This is a genomic window from Chlorogloea sp. CCALA 695, from assembly GCF_003003885.1.
GTDB lineage: Bacteria > Cyanobacteriota > Cyanobacteriia > Cyanobacteriales > Chroococcidiopsidaceae > Aliterella.
In genome coordinates this window covers 18,692-32,758 of sequence record NZ_PVWN01000021.1, presented here as the reverse complement: position 1 = coordinate 32,758, position 14,067 = coordinate 18,692, and the positions used below count along the sequence as shown (strand labels likewise).

At 43.1% G+C, this 14,067-nt stretch carries 14 protein-coding genes, 1 other RNA gene and 2 pseudogenes; 9 read left to right on the top strand and 8 right to left on the bottom strand.

Going from position 1 to position 14,067, the window contains the following annotated elements:
* Positions 1-63 precede the first annotated feature (63 nt).
* The 9 genes from C7B70_RS12820 (at position 64) to C7B70_RS12780 (ending at position 5,059) form a co-directional block, all read left to right on the top strand.
* On the top strand, positions 64-471 hold the full coding sequence (locus C7B70_RS12820; protein WP_106369427.1) for a chaperonin family protein RbcX: 408 nt from the start codon (positions 64-66) through the stop codon (positions 469-471).
* A gap of 124 nt (positions 472-595) precedes the next feature.
* Entirely contained in the window at positions 596-919 is a 324-nt protein-coding gene (locus C7B70_RS12815; protein ID WP_106369426.1) for a ribulose bisphosphate carboxylase small subunit, read from the top strand.
* A gap of 143 nt (positions 920-1,062) precedes the next feature.
* Positions 1,063-2,409 (top strand): AAA family ATPase, encoded by a 1,347-nt coding sequence (locus C7B70_RS12810; protein WP_106369425.1) that lies wholly within the window; start codon positions 1,063-1,065, stop codon positions 2,407-2,409.
* Positions 2,410-2,463: 54 nt separating this feature from the next.
* An RNA gene (gene ffs, locus C7B70_RS12805) (signal recognition particle sRNA small type) lies at positions 2,464-2,560 on the top strand.
* 26 nt (positions 2,561-2,586) lie between these two features.
* Complete coding sequence (locus C7B70_RS12800) at positions 2,587-2,955, top strand: phasin family protein (RefSeq protein WP_106369424.1); 369 nt, start codon at positions 2,587-2,589, stop codon at positions 2,953-2,955.
* Positions 2,956-3,058: 103 nt separating this feature from the next.
* Positions 3,059-3,457 (top strand): hypothetical protein, encoded by a 399-nt coding sequence (locus C7B70_RS12795; RefSeq protein WP_106369423.1) that lies wholly within the window; start codon positions 3,059-3,061, stop codon positions 3,455-3,457.
* 67 nt (positions 3,458-3,524) lie between these two features.
* Positions 3,525-3,896, top strand: coding sequence for a preQ(1) synthase (queF, locus tag C7B70_RS12790; protein ID WP_199192240.1), 372 nt, complete (start codon positions 3,525-3,527; stop codon positions 3,894-3,896).
* Positions 3,897-3,920: 24 nt separating this feature from the next.
* Positions 3,921-4,376, top strand: coding sequence for a hypothetical protein (locus C7B70_RS12785; protein ID WP_106369421.1), 456 nt, complete (start codon positions 3,921-3,923; stop codon positions 4,374-4,376).
* A 50-nt stretch (positions 4,377-4,426) separates the two neighbouring features.
* Complete coding sequence (locus C7B70_RS12780; protein WP_106369420.1) at positions 4,427-5,059, top strand: glutathione S-transferase family protein; 633 nt, start codon at positions 4,427-4,429, stop codon at positions 5,057-5,059.
* Between the two features lie 99 nt (positions 5,060-5,158).
* Here the strand turns inward: C7B70_RS12780 and C7B70_RS12775 are convergent, their stop codons facing one another.
* The 8 genes and pseudogenes from C7B70_RS12775 to C7B70_RS12745 form a co-directional block, all read right to left on the bottom strand.
* On the bottom strand, positions 5,159-6,565 hold the full coding sequence (locus C7B70_RS12775; RefSeq protein ID WP_106369419.1) for a cytochrome c biogenesis protein: 1,407 nt from the start codon (positions 6,563-6,565) through the stop codon (positions 5,159-5,161).
* Positions 6,566-7,294 carry a cytochrome c biogenesis protein CcdA gene (locus tag C7B70_RS12770; protein WP_106369418.1) on the bottom strand — a complete coding sequence of 243 codons (729 nt, stop codon included), beginning with the start codon at positions 7,292-7,294 and terminating at the stop codon, positions 6,566-6,568.
* A 73-nt stretch (positions 7,295-7,367) separates the two neighbouring features.
* A complete protein-coding gene (locus C7B70_RS12765; RefSeq protein WP_106369417.1) occupies positions 7,368-8,549 on the bottom strand; it encodes an FtsW/RodA/SpoVE family cell cycle protein in 1,182 nt (393 codons plus the stop codon).
* A gap of 152 nt (positions 8,550-8,701) precedes the next feature.
* A complete protein-coding gene (locus C7B70_RS12760; protein ID WP_009634167.1) occupies positions 8,702-8,905 on the bottom strand; it encodes a phycobilisome linker polypeptide in 204 nt (67 codons plus the stop codon).
* A gap of 244 nt (positions 8,906-9,149) precedes the next feature.
* Positions 9,150-9,635 (bottom strand): allophycocyanin subunit beta, encoded by a 486-nt coding sequence (apcB, locus tag C7B70_RS12755; protein WP_009634168.1) that lies wholly within the window; start codon positions 9,633-9,635, stop codon positions 9,150-9,152.
* 44 nt (positions 9,636-9,679) lie between these two features.
* A complete protein-coding gene (gene apcA / locus C7B70_RS12750) occupies positions 9,680-10,165 on the bottom strand; it encodes an allophycocyanin subunit alpha (protein WP_009634169.1) in 486 nt (161 codons plus the stop codon).
* Positions 10,166-10,544: 379 nt separating this feature from the next.
* Positions 10,545-11,030, bottom strand: a pseudogene (locus C7B70_RS27725) (phycobilisome rod-core linker polypeptide); the annotation flags it as partial.
* A 222-nt stretch (positions 11,031-11,252) separates the two neighbouring features.
* Positions 11,253-13,943 (bottom strand): annotated as a pseudogene (locus tag C7B70_RS12745) (phycobilisome rod-core linker polypeptide); the annotation flags it as partial.
* Between the last annotated feature and the right edge of the window lie 124 nt (positions 13,944-14,067).

Here is a 14,067-nt window from a genome sequence, read left to right as displayed (position 1 = left end):
TAGTTTTGAGTTAACTTAACTTAATAGCTCATACATCACTACATTTAGGGCTGGGGCGCTAGTATGGATCTCAAACAAATTGCGAAAGATACAGCTAAAACACTACAAAGCTATTTGACTTATCAAGCAGTAAGAGTGGTACTAGCTCAATTGAATGAAACCGATCCGCCTTTGGGGTTTTGGTTGCATCACTTCTCCTCAAGAGAAAAAATCCAAGATGGAGAAGCATACATTCAAGCGTTGTTTCAAGAAAAACAAGCTTTAGCCTTGCGAATATTGACTGTGAGAGAACACTTAGCGCAAGAAGTAACGGACTTTTTGCCAGAGATGATTTGCACAGGGATAGCCGAAGCCAATATGGAACATCGCCGTCAGCAGCTAGAGCGGCTCACGCAATTAAATGTATCAAGCTCCAGCCTGACGCAAACTCCTACTGTTACCGAATCTCAACCGGATAGCCAATCTAGTTAAGACTTTTACAGGCGGCGATCGCCTTTAATTTACCCTTGCTAGTTAGTGTTATCTCAAGAAACAATCTCCTTCTTGGCAAAGAAGGGGAAAACGATTTGTCCCACTATCCCCACATTTTTAAATCATGCAAACTCTACCAAAAGAGCGTCGCTTTGAAACCCTGTCTTATTTGCCCCCTTTATCTGACGCTCAGATTACTAGGCAGATTCAGTACATTTTGACTCAGGGTTATTTCCCCGCCATTGAATTTAACGAAACTTCCGATCCAACAGAATTGTATTGGACAATGTGGAAGTTGCCTTTGTTCAACGCTAGAAGCCCTGAAGAAGTGTTGAGTGAAGTTCGCGCTTGTCGTTCTGATTATTCCAACTGCTACATCCGCGTAGTTGGTTTTGACAACATCAAGCAGTGCCAAATTCTTAGCTTTATCGTTCACAAGCCTCGCTAGAGCGCAACGTTTTGTGTTTCAAATAAACCTGAAGCGATAGTTTAAGTTATTGTTTCATACCCTAGGAGAGGTGGACTTGTCTGCCTCTCTTATTTACTGTGTAAAAAGTAAAAATAAATTAGCAGCATTATTCAACCACAGTTATGAGCTATTACATTTCTCCTAATTTTCTAGATAAACTTGCGGTTCACATTACTAAGAACTTTTTGGAGTTACCGGGCGTGCGCGTACCGCTCATTTTGGGCATTCATGGACGCAAAGGCGAAGGCAAATCCTTTCAATGCGAATTAGTATTTGAACGCATGGGCATTGAAGCGATTTATATGTCCGCCGGAGAACTAGAAAGTCCTGATGCGGGAGATCCGGGACGATTGGTGCGTTTGCGCTACCGTGAAGCCTCCGAATTGAGCAAAGTACGCGGCAAAATGTGCGTGTTGATGATTAATGACTTGGACGCGGGGGCGGGAAGATTCGATCGTGGTACTCAATATACCGTCAATACGCAGTTAGTCAATGGCACATTGATGAATATTGCCGATAATCCTACCGACGTACAGTTGCCAGGTTCTTACGATTCTACGCCTCTCCAACGCATCCCAATTATTGTCACGGGAAATGATTTTTCGACTTTGTACGCCCCATTGATTCGGGATGGAAGAATGGAAAAGTTCTTCTGGGAACCTAACCGCGATGACAAAGTGGGGATTGTGAGCGGGATATTTGCACCTGATGGATTGCCAAAAAGCGATATTGAAAAACTTGTTGATACTTATATCAACCAGCCTATAGACTTTTTTAGTGCTTTGCGATCGCGCATTTATGACGAGCAAATTCGCTCATTTATTCACAGTACGGGTTTTGAAAAGGTATCTTTGCGCGTAGTTAATAGCACTGAAGGCGCACCTACTTTTGCTAAACCCAATTTCCAACTACCGCGCTTGATGGAATACGGCAACTTGATGGTACAAGAACAGCAAAGAGTAGAAAACTCTGGCTTGGTTAGAGAATACAATCAAGTTCTCCAAGATAGAAGTTTTCCCCCCTCAATAAAGAGCGATCGCCCAGAATCCAAACCATCGATTACACCCGAGCGTACTAATATTAGCAACTATTCCGAAACCCCTACATCGGATTCAACTTTTAATCCGAATCGATTTACCTACCCAATCAAACCCGCTAACTATAATACTCATGTTGATCCTAGCCGTCATAACGATGTTCTTTCAACCCGCATCGGCTTAGAAACCCTCGAACGGATGCGGACAGATTTAGCCCAAGGTCATAATATTGGGATTGAATTTGTCGATAAACGCCGATTTAAGATGAACTCGTGGCAAAATTACGGTTCTGTAGTGGTGGGAGAATCAGAGGCAATTATTGCTTTAGAATCTTGCCTAACAGAACATGAGGATGATTACGTGCGTTTGTTTGGGATTGAATCAATAACTAGGCGGCGGTTATGGGAAAAAATCGTTCAGCGCCCAAATTAAAGGAAATAGACAACAAAAATTGCTAGTGGCGCTAAAAATGCTATATTAAATTTAGACCTGGATCCATGCGATCGCAACGCCCAAATCTTGTCAGAACCGGAAGGTAGCAGCAATACGGGATGCTTGTGGTAGGCGTGGTCTCCGGGTTCCCTAGTTTTCAAGAGAGCAAAAACCGCCATGCCTGGTTTTGGAGATATTGTACAAAAAGCTTTTTATCTCGGCGTTGGTCTAGCTTCCTACGCTGGCGAAAAAGCTGGGGGAATTAGAGCGCAAGCCCAAAAATTAGCGGATGAAATGGTTTCTCGTGGTGAAATGAACACCGAAGAAGCTAAAAAGTTTGTTGAAGATATGATGCAGAAAGCTCAACAAGCTGCCCAAACGCCTAACGCTGAACCAACTAGCACCCCCACCGAACCGCGCCGAATAGAAATTATCTCGGAAGACGAAAGCGCCACGACTCCAGAGAAAGTTCAAGATGTAGACAATCTCCGTCAACAAGTTATGGGATTGCAAGAAGAACTAAAAAATCTCAAGCGCGATAAGTAAAGTAAATTGAATTTAAAACCTTAACTTGTAAGCATTCGCTATACATAGAATAGGGTGATCGCCGCAAGTAAAACTTTTAATAGCTTAAAACGCTTAAAAGCGGATGGAAAACTGGCAAAAAGACTTTTTAGAAATTCTTGAAGATGTCACCGATGAAGTAGAGCATTTCTTTGTCGGAGTTACAGAAGTAGTAGACTCATTTTTTGAAGTATCAGAAACAATTGCCTCACAACTGCAAAATACAATTGAGATAGAGTTCGATTTGTATTTGCAAGATTGGGCAGAACCACTCTTTGATGTTTACAGCGACCTTGAAGACGTGATGAACGATTTGGAACAGCCTTTTCCTCATTTAGTGGAACCTACAGACACTAGGCATCCTGCTTGCAAAGGTTGCTCTCAATATCATGGACAAGTTTACAACGGTAACTTGTTAGTATGTGGAATGCACCCTTACGGCTGGGAAGATAATAATTGTCCAGATTGGCAGAGTAGCAATTAAGCCGATGACTAATGACTCTTTAGCTGGGCAACAAAGTGCAGAAAACAAACAGCCTACTACAGTAGAAATGAAGTATGGCGAACGCGAGATTGCTAAAGGCGAACTAATTACCTTTCCCAATCCACGTATAGGGCGCAGGTACGATATTCACGTTACCTTACCAGAATTTACCTGTAAGTGTCCGTTTTCTGGCTACCCTGACTTTGCAACTATCTACATTACTTACGTTCCTGATCGCTTAGTTGTGGAATTAAAGGCAATTAAACTGTATATCAATAGTTACCGCGATCGCTATATTTCTCACGAAGAATCAATTAACCAAATTTTAGATGACTTTGTAGTCGCTTGCGATCCATTGGAAGTCTATATTAAAGGCGATTATTCTCCACGCGGTAACGTCCATACAGTAATTGAAGTTAGGCATCAAAAGGCAAATTAAAAATACTGGCGGTGCGCCTAGACTATGCAAAAATGGCAGGCTGTGGCGGGAATTATCGCCCGAGGGCATCAAGTAGCGTCAGGGATGGCAAAAAATAGCCCTTATCCTAGAGGGACTATAGAAATGCAGACCCCTTTTTTTCAAAAATTGGGGCTTGACCTGAGCGCTTTTTTCCCTGGCACATTAAATATATCGATTAGTCCTAGAAGTTTCACTATCAAGCAGCCGGAATATACATTTAAAAACATTCAGTGGCATCAGGAATACCCCTCTGAGGACTTTTCCTTTTCACCATGTAGAGTTATCTTTCAAGAGATTACCTACTTGGGATTAGTTTACTATCCTCATCCTGAGACAAAAATTGGACACTTTCAAGCTCCGGCAATTGTAGAAGTAATAGTAAGTTCGTTGATTCCTCAAATACATTATGGCGATCGCCTAATTTTGGAAGTCAACCCCAGGGCAGTTGTAATTAGCTAATAAACAGCAATCGCATTTCTTTACCAAATATACAATCTAAAAATCACTATATGATCGTCGTACACCATTTAAACAACTCTCGTTCTCAGCGCATTCTCTGGCTATTAGAGGAACTTGGGCTTGATTATGAGGTTAAGCGTTACGAGCGAGACTCAAACACCATGCTGGCTCCAGCAGCCCTTAAAGAAGTGCATCCTTTGGGCAAATCTCCTGTTATTACCGACGAGGGGCAAACTTTAGCAGAGTCGGGAGCAATTACTGATTACTTGGTAGAGCGTTATGGCGAGGGTAAGCTTGCACCCCCATTAGGCACACCAGAGAAATTGCGATACGATTACTGGTTGCATTATTCTGAAGGCTCGGCAATGCCTTTATTAGTCATGAAACTCCTGCTTGATAATTTTGGATTAGGGGATAGCTCCGTAGCTGGCCAATTTGTTACACCCCAAATTAAACTTCACTTTGATTATTTAGAAAGCGAACTTAGTAAAAACGAATGGTTTGTGGGCGAAGAATTTACCGCCGCCGATATCCAAATGAGTTTTCCTGTAGAGGCAGTAGAAGCCCAAGCAGGCTTAGATGCAAGTCGTCCAAAGCTTAAAGCCTTTCTCGAACGCATCCACACTCGTCCAGCTTACCAGCGCGCGCTAGAACGTGGTGGCAAGTACGAGCTTTTAACTTAATTTAGGCGGATTACTGGTTAACTATATGAATAGAGACGTTGCATTGCAACGTCTCTACATTGGTTTTAAAATTACGCAAAATCATTGCCATTGAGGCTTTTAAGATTTAGCCGCAAGTTCTGACTTAATCGTTGAGTCTTCAACCTGCTTTTGGGCAGTAAGTTGAGCCAAAATATCGAGTATTTCTTGCTCAAAACCTACCTGCGCCCGATTAGTTTTGCCACCTACATAAAAATGTCCATCTTGCTGCAAAGCCCAAATTTGCGAGTGAGAAACATAGCTCATCACCACACCTAGCATTAATAGCACGAAGCCAGTATAAACAACTGGTATGCTGGGGTCAGCTTTAATTTGCAATCCCGTACTGCCAACTAGCTCGTCAATATACAGAGTTACGCCGTTAACTTGAGTCGACATTCCAGGGCGTAAGGTAGATATCAACTGCCCTTTGACATCGTAAAGTAGTAGCATTCCTTGTAAATCTCTAGTTAGTAAAGAAACGCCTTCACTCATATCTGTTTTTGTCGGAATCCAAGTTGCCCAAATCCGCCCTTGCCCGTTGGTATTTAGTTTAGCCATTGGTAATTGCAAAACCGGGCTTTTGTTCACACGGATGCGAATGCTAGAAACTCCCCAATCGGTTTGGTACAAAGTTACGCCTTTGTAACGCAAGGGTTCGTTAACAAAGATTGTTTTTCGCTTAACTTCTTGCCCTTGCTTGTCTAAAACTGATAAGTCAGAGTAAAACTGATCAATGCCGCCATTAGGCGTGTAATCAATCCAAAAACGATTGACTCGCAAAGACCAATCTTGAGGAATTTGGGGCGCTGCCCAGGGCCCAGCATCTACTATATTTTTAACAGCAAAACTCTCCCCGCTAGGAACCAACTCTTGAGCGATGAAGCCTGTCATTGCGCCCCCAATACCACCTAATAAAATGGCAACGATGCCAATATGCACGACAATCGGCCCAATGCGTCCAGCAATGCCTTTACGGGCATATAAATTATTATTTTCTCCAGCAAATACTAAGTAGCGGCGGCTTTGGAGTTGTTGAGTTAAATCTGATAGGGTTCCTGTATCGAGTTCGGCACTTAGAGCCAATTTTTCAAACTGGCGGGGTTTATCGTAAAACTTCCATGTGCGTGAAGCTTTTAATGCTGGCAATTGTCTTGTAAAAGTACAAGCCGTTAAGCTAATGCCAAATAGTATTAGTAAGGCTAAATACCACCAAGTACGATAAACATGGTCAAAACCCGCCGCTAGAAGCACTTTCCAGCTAAGAAAACCAAATAAAGCTGGATCTTCGGGATAATTGGCTTGGTAAAAGGCGACAGGTTGCCCTTGCTCAATTACTGTACCGCTAATACTAAAAAGCGCGATCGCAAGTAGCAGCAAAATCGCCAACCGTAAATCTGTAAGTACAGGTAATAGTTCTTTTTTTATGAATCTTTGCGGAGCCGACCAAATAGAAGGTTGGGCTTCAGGTATATTATCTAAAGTCATTTAAAATATTCCTACAGGAAGCCGAAATAACAAGGAAAATACACCAAAACCTACCATAATAGCCCCGCTTACGGGGGTAATCCATCCTGACCACCGCCGCAACTCTAGTAAACTTTTAATGGCGGCGGTAAAAGTTCCTGCCAAAATTAACGGCGTAACGTAACCCACCGTATAAGCAAGCAGCAAACCTGCACCTAAAACTAAGTCATGGGTACTAGCAATCCAAGCGAGTAAAGTTGCCAGCACTGGCGTACTGCAAGGAGAAGCCACTACCCCAAAAGTTAAGCCGATTAAATAAGAACGTACGGATGGAGGGAAATCTTTAGAAATCCAGTTCATTCCCCCAAAAGACGGCAATTGTAAGGGCAATGCTTCTAATAAATTTAGCCCCATTAAAATAGCAATAATGCTAACAATAATTGGTAAACCTATTCCTACTTGCCCGTAAACCTTACCCACAAAGGCAGCAACTATGCCTAGGGCTGCTAAAGTAGTGGCAAGACCTAAAGCAAACCAAGTAGATGCGATCGCAGCTTGCAAGCGGTTTTTTGTTTCATAGCCGCCAATATAACCAATTGTGATTGGCAGCATCGACAGCATACATGGGGTTAAGCTCGTAAGCAATCCGGCTGTAAAAATAATTACAATACTCGTCAAATTTAGATGAGTTAGTTGGCTCGTAACTAGATTATTAGCAAAGTGTTCTAGTTCGTATATATAAGTTTGCATTCTTTTCGAGCATGAAATGCTGATTACTGCTCAATTTTAACTTAGTTATCCAAAACTTATAGCTGCCATTAATCTAAAAACGCGATCGCCCCTTTACAGAACTACGCTGCGGTAAAGACACAACTTGTCCCTCACTGCTTTCTCTAGCGACGCGAATTAACAACCCAGCTATCAGCAAACTCGCAATAATTGAATTACCACCATAGCTAACCAAAGGTAAAGGTAAACCCGTAGTAGGTAAAGCACCCGCAGCTACGCCAATATTTAACAATGATTGTCCTACCAAAAAAATCATTGCGCCAATAGCTACCAAGCGATGCACCGGATTTGTAGTTTTAAATGCTACGAATAAAGCGATCGCCCCATAAACTACCAACAATAGTAAAAACAACGTACAGCCAACAAAACCAAATTCTTCGGCAAATACTGCAAAAATAAAATCTGTATACTGAATTGGTAGATAAAATAATTTTTGCTGAGATAGCCCGTATCCCATCCCCCAACTACCGCCAGACCCAATAGCCAGCAAGCTTTGTACCAATTGATAACCATTGTTCAACGCATCTTCCCAAGGATTGAGAAATGACAGTACCCGTCGTTTTTGGTAGTCGTGCCTGCTAATACTACCAAAAGCCAGCAGTACGCCCCCTATAGCCGTCATAGTCAAATAAGTATAAGGCAATCCCCCCGCCAGTGCTATTAGCCACAAAGCCATCCCACACAAAGCGGTTGTACTCAAGTTTGGCTGGGCTAAAATTCCCCCTAGCACCAAAGCAAAAATACTTAGCCAAATCAGCCGGGATTGCCACTTTAATTTATGCCATTGCCCAAATAAGCGCGCGCTTTGCAGCACTAAAAACGGCTTAATTAATTCTGAAGGCTGCAACTGAAATGAACCCAAAGCTATCCAACGCGCTGCACCATTAGTATTTGTTCCTACTCCTGGAATTAAAGTTACAAAAATCAGTGCTAAAAACAGAAATACAAACCAGTGCGCCATGCCTAAAATTCGCCGCAACGGTGAATGTATCACCCAATTGAATACCACTAAGCCAATAATTATTGAGATAATTTGCCGCTTAAAGTAGTACCACCCATCCCCAAATTCTGCTTCGCCCACAGGATAAGAGGCGGAAAACAAGATGACTAAGCCGATAAATACCCAAAGTAAAGTTAGCCAGCGCAATAACCGCGCCAAAGTAGCCCACCGGGAAACAGAAGTATCAAATAAGGGGATTAATTGGCGTAATTCCACAATAAATCAAAGGACTTCACGACATTAGGAGTTTGACACTGGTTGCTCTATAGCGCAAGTGTAATTTGATAGTTTTAAATTTTACATCCAATACAACAAAAAAAGGAGGCTGTAACACCTCCTCAAACGCAAATCTACTTTAATTAAAGTAATTAGGCTAAGCCAGTATTCATACCAGGCTTACCAGTTGCTAGTTCAACTTTCATAATTTTGCCGCCCATTTTCATAATGCGCTGCTGTTCGCGGAACCAATTTTCATAAGGAACTAACTTAGTAAAATAAGTATTTTGTAATTCTCTTTGGGTGCGAATCCGTGTTTGACTGGGAACGCAAGCCGTTATTTTAAACATTCGCATCGGTAAGAATCTCCTGTGGCTTAATAAAAAAATTTTGATTTCAATGGTTGTAAGTAAAGTCCTATGCGATCGCCTTTACTCTACTCTTATCTATAGTTTGATCGAAGGCTGGGAGTCAACTCGTCAATACTAGACTGTCTGTACTCATTGACTAGCTTTAGTCAAGATAAGCAACAAAACTTTCTAGCACTCACAAATTAACTCCCAGACCTCAAATAAAGATGCTACTTAGCTTGTACAGCTATTAGCTTAAACCAGAGCAAATGTAGTCAAAGTAAACACCCATTTCTTTGCCAGCATCAGGGCCAACTAAGCTTGCGGTTACTTCTTTCATTGCTTGGATAGATTGAACGGTTGCACCGATGGGTACGCCTAACGAATTGTAGGTTTCTTTCAATCCGTTGAGTACGCGCTCATCGAGGATTGAAGGATCTCCAGCTAACATTGCGTAGGTTGAATAACGCAAGTAGTAGTCTAAATCGCGGATGCAAGCAGCATAGCGACGAGTAGTGTACATATTGCCACCGGGACGAGTGATGTCCGAGTACAACAAGGACTTAGCTACTGCTTCTTTTACAATCGCTGCGGCATTAGCGCTGATTGTACTGGCTGCACGAACGCGAAGTTCGCCAGTTTGGAAGTAGCCTTTTAACTTCTCCATGGAGGAGTTGTCAAGGTACTTACCTTGAACGTCTGAAGAATTGATTACAGAAGTAATTGCGTCTTGCATAGTCTTGATTCCTTTAGCAATTTTTTGAGTAGTTTTGCAGCTACTTACTGCATAGCACCGACTAAGTAGTCGAAGTAAGATCCAGCTTCTGCGGAGTCTTCACCAGACATCATTGAAGTAGCAACGTTTTTCATGGCGCGGATGCCTTCAGCAACGCCTTCAATTGGAGTACCGAGAGAGCGATACATTTCCCGAACGCCTACAACACCAATTTCTTCGATGGGTGTAACGTCGCCAGCTACTACTCCGTAGGTGATCAAACGTAAGTAGTAATCCATGTCTCGGAGGCAAGTAGCAGTCATTTCTTGACCGTAAGCATTTCCACCAGGAGATACTACGTCAGGACGCTTTTGGAACAACTGATCGCCAGCTTGTTTAACAATCCGCTCGCGGTTCTCTGTCAAAGCTTGAACGATCCGTAAACGGCGCTCTCCACTACCAACAAAGCTTTTGATCCGATCTAGCTCGCCGGGGCTGAGGTAGCGAGCTTCGGCATCCGCATTCACGATTGATTTCGTGACAATACTCATTAACCGATTCCTCCAAAAGAATAAACCAATGTTTTAAACTGGTTTGGGCTTAAATTATTTAACTGAGTTTATCTAAAATAGCGTGTATCTCTACACAACTACTGCTTTAATGACAGTAATTCTTTTTAGGTGCTTGCGTAAACCTATACACAAAACTTTTAAACTCATTTACCTTCCGCAAACATTCTCCTGCATTTCGTTCACGTTTTGACTCACCTCTTAATACTTATTAATATATTTTTCATTTAGACGAACAATTACATACTTTCTTAATCTTTTACGGCATTAATTAGCGGCAAAAACTGGTACTGAACGACCTCAATAGAAAAAACCAGCAAAGTCTTTGCTGGTTTTTATGAGTAAGTGATTTTAAGGCAGTTTAGCGCCCGGTAGAGCCTTGTGTAAGCGACGAAGGCGACAGATCCGACCACGACTGCTTAACTAAGTCTGCCGCCGCTTTAACGCTGCCTAGGTAGTTACCCGCAGGTAGCGATGGGTAGCGGGGGTAAGGGGCAACATCTTCACCAAAATACTGCGCGTATTCGGTACTATCGACCATTGCATCTACGGCTGCTTTTAATCCGCCATCCGCGAGTAGCTTGTTGTAAGAGCGAATCTCGCTTTGAGTAGCAGGAGCGCGACCCAAAATGTGACGGAATAAAAATTCAATCACTTTGGTATTGGGGTAAGGCGTATAGAAACGCTGACGGTAGGTACTAGAACTTGCTAGAGTGCGGACAAATTCTCTAACATTGATTTCACCGTTACGCAGTTTGCTGTCTAAATCAGAAATTCTTAGCCCATCAGGAACCTGACCGCTAAAGATATCCATCACTTGACAGTAGATAGCATTGATTGCCAGTTGAGTTTCGGCGGCGTTATTGCCGTTAGTAACGCGATGAATCCGTGCAGGTTTGCGGCGGGTTGTACCAACACCAACTTCCACTGACTGACCTCTACCGTTATTAAAGGAGCGGCCAAGTTCGATAAATAATGGTTGAGTTTTGTCAGCTTGACGGGCTGCAAAAGCCATATCGGCGATCGCTTTTGCCATCATCGGCATCTTGTCTGTTGCCATCATCGGCTTTACAGGCTCAAAGCTAGGTACAACTACATCGTCATTTTGCTTCGTTAGCTGGTTGTACAACTTCTCAGTATTGGGGAAGTTAGCCGCAGGTAAAGTTGGGAAGCGACGGTAAGGAATCGTATCTTCACCAAACATCTCAATGTACTCAGCGCAATTTACCATTGCACTGACGAAGCCACGAATACCCGCAGAAGCAAGAATTTGGTTGTACTCTCGAATCTCTGCTTGATTTTTGGGCGCACGTCCTAAAAAGTGCTTGGTTCCGAGTTCAATTACCTTGGTATTGGGGTAAGGCGTGTAAAACTCTTTGATATACAGGCTTGAGCTACCCAAACCTTCGATAAATTCCTTAACGTTAATTTCCCCATTGCCTAGCTTACTTTCTAACTCTGTAAACTCGTTTTTAGTAATGTAAGGTTCAATGTCGCGCTCAAATACCTGACGATAGGCGGCTCGAATTGCAGTTTTTAAGGCAACTTTGTCGCTGGTATTGGTGAGCTTAAAGACTTTAGTTTGTTCGCGCTGCTTGTTAACGCCTTGGTTGACACGGAACTGGATATCGGGCTGCGTCCGCATTTCCTTGACTTCGCCTAATTCGACAAAGCGTGGAGTTTCAGCTTGCTCTACCTTAGCGCTGACAATATCTTGATTGATACTACCAACTCTAAGACTCCGCGATGCGACACCACCAGGAGTTAAATAACGCTCATAAGGAACGGTATCTTCTCCAAAAGCTTCGTTGTATTCTGGGCTGTCAATTAGGGCATCAATTAAAGCATAGAAGCCTTTTTTGGCACAGATATCAAAGTAGCTATTAATTTCCGCTCTGCCATAGGTAGGACGACCCAACAAGCGGCGGTGAATGTACTCTACAGCTTTGGTTACGTACAAAGAAGTCCAGTAAAGCTTGCGGAATAAATCTGATTTAGCTAATTGACGTATAAACTCCCTTACTGGAATTTCGCCATTTTCGAGCTTAATTTCTGCTACTTTTAGGCGCTGTCCTTCGTAGACATCTCGCCCAAATACTTGCAAGTATGCGCCTTTAATTACCGCTTGGGTGGAGCTTTCCGAGTATTTAACACTCGCTCCTTTAGCTGACTTGCTGCTTCTTGTACCGGGAAGTTGATCTAAGCGGAATACTTTGGGACCTAGAGAGCCTGGGAACTCTCCTCGCGCTTGAGGAGTGCTGTTTTGGTTGTTGATACCGGGGCCTTGGTGAATCAAGATCCGCTTAGTATCTTTACCAAAAGGAGCGGGACTTGTACTAGGATTACGGGTTTCTTTAGGGAAAATTGCCCCAAATTGAATTTCTAAGGGGTCGTTACCCGAACCGTAGGGATGTTGATCGGGGAGAGGCTTTTCGTAAGCCGCAAATAAAGTAATAAACTGCGGTACTTTGCGGAAAGGGGCGCTGTAATTGAGTAAGTCTTGCTGCGCTCCCCAGTTGCGACATTCTTGGGCTTCCTGACCTAATCCGCGCAGGTATGGTACAGTTTCTTCGCCAAAGTAATCGGCGTACTCTTTAGAATCAACTAGCGCATCAACTAAGGCTGGTAAACCACCACTAGAGACGATAGAGAAGTATTTTTGCACTTCTTCACGGCTAGAAGGCCCTCTGCCCAAAAAGTGACGGAAAGCAAGCTCTAAAGCGCGGCTGTTAATAAAAGGTTGAAAAAATTGTTTTTGGTAAAGAGGAGATTTCCCAACGCGGCGGACAAACTCTTTCATTGAGATGTCGCCGTTTTTTACTTGGGATTCTAAGTTAGATATCGACTGGCTGTAAGCGCGGGTAATGTCGCGCTCAAAAATTTGTCGATAGGCGGCTTTGATTACTTCTTGCTTTTCTCCGGCGGATAAACCCGTCTTCATGACGAATTTAGGGCGACGCTCGGCGGAGTTGAAATATATTTGTGGTAACTGTAACCCTTGTAAGTCACCAGAAGGACGTTGCCTGACCTTTTCTGAAGGCGTAGGGGCTTTAAATTCTGTAATTAGTACGTCCATGTACTGACTGACAATATCTGTCGCCTCTGTATCCTTACGGAAGTAAGACAACGATGCTTGCTTAATTTCTTGCAGAGCGACAATTGTTGCTTCACCAGAACAAGCATTTTCAATGATTTCTCTTAATCCCCGGACGTTGACAGAGATGATGTTGGGGTCGCCAGCAACGATCGCATAAGTTGCGTAACGTAGCATCCAGCTTAAGTCCCGTAAGGACTTTTGCATATTGCTAGGCCCGTAACGAGCGACGTTGATTGGTCGAAAGTTTGCTGGAACTGCACCACCACCGCCAGAGGTGTTAAATAGCGATCGCAATCCCTCCAGAAAACCACCCCGGCTATCTACATAGGTTATATTTCCTAACTGCATCCCGGTTTTGATGTCGTCTGGCGCGCCTACGGTGGCTAATTCTAATTCCTTGGGCTTTTCTAAATAAGCCATCGGCGAACCACCAACAAAAATGCGGTTAGCAGCGCGAGACACAATTAGTTCGGCATTTTTGCTTAGTGTCTCGGCAATTTCTAATCGTTTTGTTCCCGATGCAAAATAGTTTGACAGTTCGTTCAGTTCGCCACGCTCTACAAAGCGGTCTTGTTGTTCCGCTTGGTTGATTGTTGCGACTGCTAGTGTTTGATATAGTTGCGGACGAGCAACTGAGCTTCCACCACTTGCCTTAACACTCATGCGATTATTTAAACTCCCATCATATTTTTTACTGTATTAAACCTGACCGGGATACCAGTAAACTTTCTTTTGAGCTACTTCAAAACTTGACAAATCGCCGTTTTTACCCTTGTGTTAAGGAACT

Excerpts from the sequence above, each read along its gene's own strand:
- C7B70_RS12810 (WP_106369425.1), top strand. The coding sequence starts at position 1,063 with ATGAGCTATTACATTTCTCCTAATTTTCTAGATAAACTTGCGGTTCAC.
- C7B70_RS12820 (WP_106369427.1), top strand. The coding sequence starts at position 64 with ATGGATCTCAAACAAATTGCGAAAGATACAGCTAAAACACTACAAAGC.
- C7B70_RS12795 (WP_106369423.1), top strand. The coding sequence starts at position 3,059 with ATGGAAAACTGGCAAAAAGACTTTTTAGAAATTCTTGAAGATGTCACC.
- C7B70_RS12770 (WP_106369418.1), bottom strand. The coding sequence starts at position 7,294 with ATGCAAACTTATATATACGAACTAGAACACTTTGCTAATAATCTAGTT.
- C7B70_RS12785 (WP_106369421.1), top strand. The coding sequence starts at position 3,921 with ATGCAAAAATGGCAGGCTGTGGCGGGAATTATCGCCCGAGGGCATCAA.
- C7B70_RS12760 (WP_009634167.1), bottom strand. The coding sequence starts at position 8,905 with ATGCGAATGTTTAAAATAACGGCTTGCGTTCCCAGTCAAACACGGATT.
- C7B70_RS12800 (WP_106369424.1), top strand. The coding sequence starts at position 2,587 with ATGCCTGGTTTTGGAGATATTGTACAAAAAGCTTTTTATCTCGGCGTT.
- apcA (WP_009634169.1), bottom strand. The coding sequence starts at position 10,165 with ATGAGTATTGTCACGAAATCAATCGTGAATGCGGATGCCGAAGCTCGC.
- C7B70_RS12775 (WP_106369419.1), bottom strand. The coding sequence starts at position 6,565 with ATGACTTTAGATAATATACCTGAAGCCCAACCTTCTATTTGGTCGGCT.
- C7B70_RS12780 (WP_106369420.1), top strand. The coding sequence starts at position 4,427 with ATGATCGTCGTACACCATTTAAACAACTCTCGTTCTCAGCGCATTCTC.
- queF (WP_199192240.1), top strand. The coding sequence starts at position 3,525 with ATGAAGTATGGCGAACGCGAGATTGCTAAAGGCGAACTAATTACCTTT.
- C7B70_RS12815 (WP_106369426.1), top strand. The coding sequence starts at position 596 with ATGCAAACTCTACCAAAAGAGCGTCGCTTTGAAACCCTGTCTTATTTG.
- apcB (WP_009634168.1), bottom strand. The coding sequence starts at position 9,635 with ATGCAAGACGCAATTACTTCTGTAATCAATTCTTCAGACGTTCAAGGT.